The following is a 10,747-nucleotide window of genomic DNA, read 5'->3' on the forward strand; positions in this document are numbered from 1 at the left end:
CCTCTAAGATTCCCCCTGCATGGGGCGTAATATGAATTTCAGAACAAATAAGTGAATAATTAAATTCACTCAATTCTTCCCTACGAAATAAATATTTGTTTTTAGCAATAAGAACAAATTCAGAAATAAGAGAGAGACCATCATGAGTAAGCTATATGTAGGTTCAGAAATCGGTCAACTACGTCGCGTTTTAATCCATCGTCCAAGACGCGCTCTCAGTCACTTAACCCCATCCAACTGTCATGATTTGCTGTTTGATGATGTCCTGGATATCGAACGGGCAGGTAAAGAGCACGATGTGTTCGCCCAGACACTGCGCGACCAGGGTGTCGAAGTTCTGCTGCTGACCAACCTGCTGGCGGAAACGCTGGACGTACCGGAAGCCAAAGAATGGCTGCTACACACTCAGATATCCGACTACCGCTTCGGCCCGGCGTTTGCGAACGATCTGCGCTGCTACCTGGGCGATCTGCCACATATTGAGCTGGCGAAAATCATGACAGGCGGCCTGGCTTATGCAGACATGCCCATCAAATCGTCGTCTATGCTGCAGGCAATGCACAAGCCCACCGACTTTATCATCAAGCCACTGCCAAACCATCTGTTTACCCGAGATACGTCCTGCTGGGTGTACGGCGGTGTCTCGATCAACCCGATGGCCAAAGTGGCACGCCAACGTGAAACCAACCATCTGCGGGCCATTTACCGCTGGCACCCTACCTTCGCGGGTCAGGACTTCATTAAGTACTTTGGTGACGAACAACGCAACTACGACAAATCCACCATCGAAGGCGGGGACGTGCTGGTGATTGGCCGCGGCGCCGTGCTGATCGGCATGTCCGAACGCACCACAGCGCAAGGGGTTGAGCAACTGGCCTCCAGCTTATTCAAACATGGTCAGGCGAAAGAAGTGATTGCTCTTGAGCTTCCCAAAGATCGTTCGTGCATGCACTTGGACACCGTGATGACGCATATGCGTGAAGACACGTTCTCCGTTTATCCGAACGTGATCCCGGATGACGTCAACTGCTGGAGTCTGACCGGTGACGAATCCGGCCACGTCAAAGCGACGCAGCAATCGTCTTACATTCGTACCATCGAACAGGCTCTGAACATCGACAAACTCAACATGATCACCACAGGTGGTGACAGTTTCGAGGCCGAGCGTGAACAGTGGAACGACGCCAACAACGTCTTAACCGTTAAACCGGGCGTGGTCATCGGCTATGAACGCAACACCTACACCAACGAAAAATACGACAAAGCTGGCATCACTGTTCTGCCAATTCCAGGCGACGAACTGGGCCGTGGTCGTGGCGGTGCACGCTGCATGAGCTGCCCAATTGAACGTGACGGCATCTGATCCCGTCTGATGGTAACAATCTCGCCGGGGCTTAGTCCCCGGCATGAAGAAGAGACAAACGTATGACTAAACAAACGGTAGTTGTAGCTCTGGGTGGCAATGCCCTGCTGCGTCGCGGTGAGCCACTGGAAGCCGACGTTCAGCGTCATAACATTGAAATCGCGGTCAACACCATCGCGAAAATTGCCGAACAATACAACGTGGTGCTGGTGCACGGCAACGGGCCTCAAGTTGGTCTGCTGGCGTTGCAGGGTCTGGAGTACAAAAAAGTCGCCCCTTACCCCCTTGATGTCCTCGGCAGTGAAACTCAGGGCATGATCGGTTACATGTTGATGCAGGAATTCAAAAACCAGATGCCAGACACCAACGTCACCTGCATGCTGACGCAAATGAGTGTGGATCCCAATGATCCGGCGTTTGCCGACCCGACCAAACCGATCGGCCCTATCTATGAAGAAGCGGAAGCGCGCGAACTGGCGGAGAAGTATCACTGGACGGTCAAACCAGACGGCAAGCACTTCCGCCGAGTGGTTCCCAGCCCACAGCCGACGGGCATCATCGAGCATGACGCGATCACCAAACTGATCGACGAAGGCCACCTGGTGATCTGTACCGGCGGCGGTGGCATCCCGGTGAAACGTGAAAACGGCAAACTGGTCGGTGTGGAAGCGGTGATCGATAAAGACATGTCGGCGGCGTTTCTGGCCAAACAACTGAATGCCGATGCGCTCTTGATCCTGACAGACGCCGACGCAGTGTACCTCGACTGGGGCACCCCCACTCAGCAAGCACTGCGCCACACTACCCCGTCTGAACTGGCGCAATATCAATTTGATGCCGGCTCCATGGGCCCCAAAATCGAAGCTTCGTGCGAATTCATCCGCCAGGGCGGCAAAGTCGTCGGTATCGGTGCACTGGAAGATGGTCTGCGCATTCTGCACGGCCAGGCGGGCACCAACATCACCCGGGATTAAGCAGCACAATATTAACGACTATCAACCAATTATTTGCGCTTTCTTACTTTGTACCCTGCTCGTGGGAAGGCGCCTAACATGAGGATCTCATCATGGCTTTCAATCTACGTAACCGTAACTTCCTGAAACTCCTGGACTTCACACCACGTGAAATTCAACACCTGCTGGATTTGTCCATGGAGCTGAAAAAAGCCAAATACAACGGCTATGAACAGCCCCGCCTGAAAGGCAAAAACATTGCGCTGATCTTTGAAAAAACCTCCACTCGCACCCGTTGTGCCTTTGAAGTGGCAGCATTTGACCAGGGCGCCCAGGTTTCTTACTTGGGCCCCAGCGGCTCTCAAATCGGTCATAAAGAATCGATGAAAGACACCGCTCGCGTACTGGGCCGCATGTATGACGGCATCGAATACCGCGGCTTTGGCCAGTCCATCGTCGAAGAACTGGGCGCTCACGCTGGTGTACCGGTCTGGAACGGTCTAACCGACGAGTTCCACCCGACTCAGATCCTGGCAGATTTCCTGACCATGTTAGAGCACGGCCGTGGCAAACAACTGCACGAAATCCGCTTTGCCTACCTTGGTGATGCGCGCAACAACATGGGCAACTCTCTGATGGTCGGCGCAGCGAAAATGGGCATGGACATTCGCCTGGTTGCACCAAAACAGTACTGGCCGGAAGAGAGTCTGGTGGCGGAATGCCGCGATATCGCCGCTGCAACTGGCGCCAAAATCACCCTGACCGAAGACGTGAAAGAAGGCGTAGAGGGTTGTGACTACCTGTACACCGACGTCTGGGTCTCCATGGGCGAAGCCAAAGAAGCCTGGGCTGAGCGCATCAATCTGATGCTGCCTTACCAGGTCAATATGGAGGTCATCAAGGCCACAGGTAACCCACATGTCAAATTCATGCACTGTCTGCCGGCGTTCCACGGTGAAGACACCACCGTCGGTAAAGAACTGGCACAAGAGTACCCTGTGCTGAAACAAGGTTGTGAAGTCACCGACGACGTGGTTGAGTCCGACTATTCGATCGTTTTCGACGAAGCAGAGAACCGCATGCACACCATCAAGGCCATCATGGTGGCGACATTAGGTGACTGATCCTTCACAGACTCACGGCAGGGAAAAATGCGGGCGGCACTCAGGACCGAAACCCTCAATCCGACCTGAATAAAGTCCGCATTTTTTTTCATTCCCAGCTCGCATAACGCGGCGCCATCGGCGCCGCTTTTTCTTATGTGCCAAATGTTTAAAAGCGCAGAAAAACCAAGCAAAATCTCGCATAAAATTCCATAAAATGAATACTTTAGCCAAGGTATTGCAAGGCGGGATTTAGCGCGTATAATCCTTCGCAATTTGTCTACAGAGTGATGAAAAATGACCCGGTCCGCTTACGACAACTCGTTGTCTCGCCCACGCCCGAATGCGGCGTTGACGGCCGTGTTATTTTTTATTGCTGATCATGATTGAAGCCTCCTATTTCAGGGGGCTTTTTTTTGGCCGTAAGTTAATGGAGGAAGACACGCCATGGCGCATTCGTTGTTCAACAAACACATCATCTCCATTCCAGAGCTGAGCCGCAGCGAACTGGAACTGATTGTCGATACCGCAGCCCAAATCAAAGCGGAACCCCGCCCGGAACTGCTGAAAAACAAAGTGGTCGCAAGCTGCTTTTTTGAGCCGTCCACCCGTACTCGCCTGTCATTTGAAACCGCCGTCCAGCGTCTGGGTGGCAGTGTGATTGGCTTTGACAACGGCGGTAACACCTCACTGGCGAAGAAAGGCGAAACGCTGGCCGACTCGGTCCAGGTGATCGCCTCTTACATCGATGCGTTTGTCATGCGTCATCCGCAAGAAGGTGCAGCCCGTCTGGCGTCTGAGTTTTCTGCCGGCGTGCCGGTGATCAACGGTGGTGATGGTGCCAATCAGCATCCGACCCAAACGCTGTTGGATCTGTTCTCGATTTACGAGACTCAGGGCACCCTAGACAACCTCAACGTTGCGTTTGTCGGTGATCTGAAATACGGCCGTACCGTGCATTCCCTGACTCAGGCGCTGTCCAAGTTCAACAACGTGCGTTTCTTCTTCATCGCGCCGGAAGTGCTGGCGATGCCGGATTACATCTGCGAAGAACTCGACGAGCACGGCATCCGCTACAGCCTGCACACCAGCATTGAAGAAGTGGTGCCGGAGCTGGATATTCTCTACATGACCCGGGTTCAGAAAGAACGCTTCGATGAGTCTGAATACGCCCACATGAAGTCAGCCTACATTCTGACAGCGGAAACGCTTAAAGAAGCGCGCAGTAATCTGAAAGTTCTGCACCCGTTGCCACGGGTGGACGAAATTACCACCGACGTCGACAAAACCCCGCACGCCTATTATTTCGAGCAGGCCGAAAACGGGGTCTACGCACGCCAGGCACTGCTGGCGCTGGTTCTGAATGAAAATCTGTAAGCGGGAGGAGAGATAAACATGGTCAAACAAAATCAATTGCAGGTTGAAGCGATTCGCCACGGTTCCGTCATCGATCACGTGCCCGCCAACATCGGGATCAAGATCCTTCAGTTGTTCCGCATGCATGATCACTGCGAGCGCATTACCATTGGCCTAAACCTGCCATCATCGGCACTTGGACACAAAGATCTGATCAAAATTGAAAACGTCTTTCTGACCAAAGATCAGGCCAATCAGCTGGCGCTGTATGCCCCGCATGCCACCGTGAACCAGATTGAAGACTATCAGGTGGTCAACAAGCTGACCTTGACCTTGCCGGAGCGAATTGACGGTGTGTTCGCCTGCCCGAACAGCAACTGCATCTCACACGGTGAACCGGTAGAAAGCCGATTCAAAGTGCAGCAAAAAAGCGATAACGTGCAGCTAAAGTGTCACTATTGTGAAAAAGTATTCTCACGCGAAATTATGACTGAATCGCGCTAAGCCTGCCCTGTCAGGCGTCTCCCATCCGCCTGACCAACTCGGTTGGATAGTTATGCCCGGCAGGGAATAATTATCCAACCACATCAGAATAATTCACCATTTTATCGGCAATATTATAGATTTTTATTTGGTGATCTCATTCAAAAAGCCACACATTATTTAATGGTAAACTCTTCAGCACAATAATAATTAAGCCATCACCAGTATGGTTCAGCCTCTATCCGGTCAGCTCCACAATGGAAGGAGTTTATTACCCACAAGGATGGATATTATTCAGTAACGTCTTAACCAAGGAGTTGCCCGTGAACGATATAATGCACCCCGAGGCATTGGGCACCGCAGATGATCACACGCTTGCCACCGCCTGCAAACGGCTATTACAACAACAGAGTTTCAGTACCCAGAACGAACTGCGCGAAAAGCTGATCGACATTGGCTACGAAGGGATCAGCCAGTCGACGGTCTCTCGCCTGCTGTCACAGCTTGGCGTCGTCAAAGTCCAGAATGCCTGCGGCAAAAAAGTGTACTGCATCACGGTCGAAAACGCCCCGGTGCGGGTTGAGTCTTCGATCGCCTCACAAATCGAATTCATCACCCATAACCAGTCCATCGTGGTGGTCAAAACCCACCCCGGCAGTGCTCAGTTGGTGGCTCGTCTGGTTGACATCGATCCCCATACCGAAATTCTTGGCACCGTAGGCGGTAACGATACGGTGATCATCATCCCCAAAGACACCGACCGCATTGACGCTTGCGAACGGGTAGTCAAAGCCCGCCTGGGCGTGATGTAACGTAAAACCGCAGCCCATGCTGCGGTTTTTTGATCTCTCGATTAACCCGCGTATGAAACTAATTCGTCACCTCAGCGGTCTGAATGAAAGAGTCCCGGCGTTTGCCGAGTGAGTTTAACTCCACCGCACTTGGGTATAACATACCCGGTAAGTCTTACATTTGGCCCGGTTATATGCGCTACGCAATTTCACTGTTACTGTTTGTTTTTTCATTGCTTTCTTTACCGGCTCACGCGTCGTTGTTCAACAACAGCAACACGCCGAGCTTTGGTGCCAGCAACAACACCTTTGTCCCGGTCGATCAGGCCTTCCCTTTCCGCTTTGAACAAGAGGGCAACCGGGTTTATCTCGACTGGCAGGTTAAGCCGGACTATTACCTCTATCAGGAGCGGATTTCCGTCTCCGGGGATAAGGTCGCGGTCGGATCGATTGAGATGCGCGAAGGTCAGCCCTACGAGGACGAGTTCTTCGGTCAGGTGAAAATCTATACAACGCCGATCATGATCGAAGTGCCGCTGAGTCAGTACCAAGACGGCGCACAACTGATGGTGCAGTATCAGGGCTGTGCCAAAGCCGGGTTCTGTTATCCACCGGAAACCCGGATCGTTAAACTACAACCGTTTAGCGACACCGCCGCGACGACAACACCATCGGTTGTCAGCACGCCAGACCCGCAGGTAACGCCGCTCGACACCGCAGTCATCACTCAGGACGCTCCCCAATCGCAAGAGAGCAGCCTGGCCGGCGCTCTGGCCGATAACTGGTGGACGCCGTTGCTGTTTCTTGCCCTTGGCGTGGGCCTGGCATTTACCCCGTGTGTGCTGCCGATGTACCCGATCCTGACCAGTATTGTGCTCGGCAGTGGCAAGCTCAGCCATAAACGCGCACTGGGGCTGGCCTTCGTCTATGTCCAGGGCATGGCCCTGACCTACACCCTGCTCGGTCTGGTGGTCGCCTCGGCCGGAATGCAATTTCAGGCAGCGATGCAACACCCGTACGTCTTAATTACTCTGAGCGGGTTGTTTGTTGCACTGGCACTGTCGATGTTTGGTGTTTATACCCTGCAACTGCCGAGTGCCCTTCAGACCTGGCTCAACAACCTCAGTAACAAGCAACAGGGCGGCAGCAGTGCCGGTGTGTTTGCCATGGGCGCCATCTCTGGACTGGTGTGTTCACCTTGCACTACGGCGCCCCTGTCCGGCGCCTTGCTGTACGTCGCCCAAAGCGGGGATTTACTGACGGGTGCGGTCGCCCTGTACGCTCTGGCGATGGGCATGGGGATCCCGCTGATTTTGGTCGCCGTGTTTGGCAACAAACTGCTGCCAAAAGCCGGCAACTGGATGGAACGAGTGAAAACCTTGTTTGGCTTTGTTTTGCTGGCGGCACCGCTGTTCCTGCTGGAACGCATTCTTCCCTCAGCATGGAGCACCACGCTGTGGTCTCTGCTCGGCATCGCCGCATTCAGCTGGCTGTATCACCTTAAGAACAACCTGACTTTCGGGGGATGGAAGCAAAGCCTGATCGGCGTGGTGGCCATTCTGGGTCTGCTGGCCTCTGCCCAGCCGCTGCTCAGTCACTGGCTGGGCGAGGGCTCTGGGCAGTTGCAAGCTCAGCCCAGCATCAGCTTTAAACGCATCGCCAGCGTGGAGGATCTGAATCGTGAACTGGCGGCGGCAAAAGCGGCGGGCAAACCTGTGATGCTCGATTTCTACGCCGACTGGTGTGTGGCTTGTAAGGAGTTTGAAAAGTACACCTTCCATGACCCGGCAGTGGAAGCCAAACTCAAAGACTTTGTGCTGTTGCAGGCTGATGTGACCAAAAGCCTGCCCGACGACATTGCACTGCTCAAACAGATGGATGTGCTGGGATTACCAACCATTGAGTTCTGGAACGCCGCAGGGGAACGGGTGTCAAACGCACGCCTGACCGGTTTTGTCAAAGCGGCGCCATTTTTAGACCACCTCAACGCGCATCAGCTCTAACCTGCCCGGTGCCCGCAGATGTGACCTGACGGTCGCTTTAAACGTCTGCGGGCCGGTTTCTCTCAAGCGTTCACTATAAAAGTCGATTCAGTTCAGACTTTTAGCGGATAGATATTGTCCACCAGCGGGATCGGGACAATAATTTCTTTAACCAAAATGTCAAAAGTAATTAACGTCATGGATTCGACTTACACCATCATCATTGCCGACGACCATCCTTTGTTCCGGAACGCCTTATTTCAGTCCGTTCATATGGCCGTCAGCGGAGCCAATCTGCTGGAAGCGGATTCCCTCGACGCTCTGCTCAATCTGCTGGCCCGTGAAGACGAACCGGATCTGTTACTGCTCGATCTGAAAATGCCTGGTGCCAACGGCATGTCCGGCCTGATCCAATTACGGGCGGAATACCCGGATTTGCCGATTGTGGTGGTGTCCGCCAGTGAAGAACCGGCGGTCGTCACTCAGGTGAAAAGCCACGGCGCGTTCGGTTTTATTCCCAAATCCAGTGACATGCGCGAGTTGGTCAGTGCCTTGAATCAGGTTCTGGCGGGTGACCCGTTCTTCCCGGAAGGCCTGCTGACCAGTAATGCCGCCTGCAACGATCTGGCGGAGAAAATCGCCACCCTGACCCCGCAGCAGTATAAAGTGCTGGGGATGCTCTCTGACGGGCTGCTCAACAAACAAATTGCTTACGAACTTAATGTGTCTGAAGCCACCATCAAAGCGCACATGACCGCCATTTTCCGCAAGCTTGGGGTCAAAAATCGGACCCAGGCCGTCATCCTGCTCAATGAACTGGGAGAGGTTTAAGACGCCTCTTCCTCTGGCAGACGCAAACCGACTTTAATGACATCACCGTCCGCCACCTCGGCAATCACCCAGTACAGTCCGTTCCATTCAAAGTGATCGCCGATCACCGGGGTCGAACCCAGTTGCTGATGCACCAGATCCGTCAGGCTCATACTCTGGCTCTCTTCATCCAGCTCCAGCCCATACAACCCTGCCACATCGCTCAACTGCGTCGCCCCATCGAGGAAGAAATCGCCGAAGAAACGCACCAGTTCCGGTTTTTCCGGCGCTTCACTGAACAACTGACTGAGCGCCTCAAGATCTTTCTCCTGCGCCAGCACACACAGGACGTCATTCTCATGCAACTTGGAGCTACCGCTCGGGTGAATCAACTGCCGCTCGCGGAAAATCGCCGCAATCCGCGTTCCCTCAGGCATAAACAGCGAACGCAGCGGCTCACCGATGTACCACTTTTCCGGTTTCATTTTGTACACGAACAGTTCCCACTCACTGGTCGGGAAGATCTCCACGCCGGTCCGTGAGACTGGCTCTGGCCGCGGAGGCAGTTCGACTTTGGCTTTCGCGGCGGCTTTGGTCAGAGTACCGCCCTGCAGGAACAGCGATACTAAGACGACGAAAAACGCCAGATTAAAGTACAGCTGCGCATCCGGTAGCCCGGCCATCATCGGGAACACCGCCAGAATGATCGGCACCGCTCCGCGCAGCCCCACCCAGGAAATAAACCATTTCTCGCGCGGTTTGAAACGGAACGGCGCCAGGCTGATCCACACCGACAGCGGACGGGCAAACAGAATCATACCAAAAGCCAACGCCAGGCCCGGCAGCAGAATATCGAGCAGGTTGGATGGGGTCACCAACAGTCCCAGGACCAGGAACATGCCGATCTGGCTCAGCCAGGTCATGCCATCCAAGACATTGAGAATCGAATATTTTCCCTGAGTGGGTTTGTTGCCCAAATACAAACCAACCAGATAAATCGCCAGAATACCGCTGCCCCCCAGAGCATTGGTGCTGGCAAAGATGATCAGGCCGACACTGACGGTCAGAATCGAATACAACCCGTCCGGCAGTTTGCTGTGATTGATCACCCGCCACAGCCCCCAACCACCGGCCAGGCCCATCAGCGCGCCGATGCCGAACTGCTTGACAAAACTGAGTGCCAGAAAGCCTGCGCTCAACTCTGCGCCCGGCTGGCCGAGAATCGCAATCAGCGTTACGGTCAGAAATACCGCCATCGGATCATTGGTTCCCGATTCAATCTCCAGCGTTGCTCCGACCCGTTCGTTGAGGCTGCGCCCTTTAAGCAGCGAAAACACCGCCGCGGCGTCGGTTGAGCCGACAATCGCCCCGACCAGAATCCCCTGCAACGGATGCAAGTCAAACAGCCAGGTGGCCATCAAGCCAGTCAAGACGGTGGTGATCGCCACCCCGAGCGTCGCCAGCGACACCGATGGCCACAAGGCCACGCGAAAACTGGACACCCGGGTGCGCATCCCACCATCGAGCAAAATCACCGCCAGCGCCAGATTACTGACCAGATACGCCACGGAGTAATCATCAAACAGAATGCCCCCCGGTCCGTCTTCCCCGGCCAGCATACCGACCACCAGGAACAGAAACAGGATTGGTATACCCAGCTTGGATGACACCGGGCTGAGTAACACACTCAAAGCGATCAGCAAGGCGCCGATCAAAAAGAAACTGTTAATTGTCGTTGCGTCCACGCGTTCTCCCTTTATTGTTTTTGTTGAGTGAGTGAGCGCCGAACGGCGGATCACCGTTCACCACTGACGAATGACATTATATCGTGCCAGCCCCCTGACAGAGAATCCATCCGGTTTGAATTATGTAAAAACTTTATGCAGCCGTTTGGACAGTATCGTTA

9 protein-coding genes are annotated in these 10,747 nt (G+C 53.9%); 8 read left to right on the plus strand and 1 reads right to left on the minus strand.

Features of this window, described 5'->3' with window-relative positions:
- Positions 1-142 precede the first annotated feature (142 nt).
- The 8 genes from arcA to CAG65_RS19255 all read left to right on the plus strand — a co-directional run bounded on the left by arcA (position 143) and on the right by CAG65_RS19255 (position 8,862).
- Positions 143-1,363, plus strand: a complete 1,221-nt coding sequence (gene arcA, locus CAG65_RS19220) for an arginine deiminase (protein WP_021707240.1) — start codon at positions 143-145, stop codon at positions 1,361-1,363.
- Positions 1,364-1,425: 62 nt separating this feature from the next.
- Complete coding sequence (locus CAG65_RS19225) at positions 1,426-2,337, plus strand: carbamate kinase (RefSeq protein ID WP_161454663.1); 912 nt, start codon at positions 1,426-1,428, stop codon at positions 2,335-2,337.
- 92 nt (positions 2,338-2,429) lie between these two features.
- On the plus strand, positions 2,430-3,440 hold the full coding sequence (locus tag CAG65_RS19230; protein ID WP_161447882.1) for an ornithine carbamoyltransferase: 1,011 nt from the start codon (positions 2,430-2,432) through the stop codon (positions 3,438-3,440).
- 426 nt (positions 3,441-3,866) lie between these two features.
- Positions 3,867-4,796, plus strand: a complete 930-nt coding sequence (gene pyrB, locus CAG65_RS19235; RefSeq protein ID WP_161454664.1) for an aspartate carbamoyltransferase — start codon at positions 3,867-3,869, stop codon at positions 4,794-4,796.
- An 18-nt stretch (positions 4,797-4,814) separates the two neighbouring features.
- A complete protein-coding gene (gene pyrI, locus CAG65_RS19240) occupies positions 4,815-5,279 on the plus strand; it encodes an aspartate carbamoyltransferase regulatory subunit (RefSeq protein WP_021707236.1) in 465 nt (154 codons plus the stop codon).
- A gap of 314 nt (positions 5,280-5,593) precedes the next feature.
- Positions 5,594-6,070, plus strand: a complete 477-nt coding sequence (locus tag CAG65_RS19245; protein ID WP_156008764.1) for an arginine repressor — start codon at positions 5,594-5,596, stop codon at positions 6,068-6,070.
- A gap of 173 nt (positions 6,071-6,243) precedes the next feature.
- On the plus strand, positions 6,244-8,052 hold the full coding sequence (locus CAG65_RS19250; RefSeq protein ID WP_021707234.1) for a protein-disulfide reductase DsbD: 1,809 nt from the start codon (positions 6,244-6,246) through the stop codon (positions 8,050-8,052).
- A 177-nt stretch (positions 8,053-8,229) separates the two neighbouring features.
- Positions 8,230-8,862 carry a response regulator transcription factor gene (locus CAG65_RS19255; RefSeq protein ID WP_021707233.1) on the plus strand — a complete coding sequence of 211 codons (633 nt, stop codon included), beginning with the start codon at positions 8,230-8,232 and terminating at the stop codon, positions 8,860-8,862.
- On the opposite strand, the gene CAG65_RS19260 is transcribed toward CAG65_RS19255, so the two are convergent.
- Positions 8,859-10,586: a potassium/proton antiporter gene (locus CAG65_RS19260; protein ID WP_021707232.1), complete on the minus strand. Its 1,728-nt coding sequence runs from the start codon at positions 10,584-10,586 to the stop codon at positions 8,859-8,861. The genes CAG65_RS19255 and CAG65_RS19260 overlap by 4 nt on opposite strands.
- Between the last annotated feature and the right edge of the window lie 161 nt (positions 10,587-10,747).

It is taken from the genome of Vibrio sp. V39_P1S14PM300 (assembly GCF_009904765.1).
GTDB classification, from domain to species: domain Bacteria; phylum Pseudomonadota; class Gammaproteobacteria; order Enterobacterales; family Vibrionaceae; genus Vibrio; species Vibrio proteolyticus.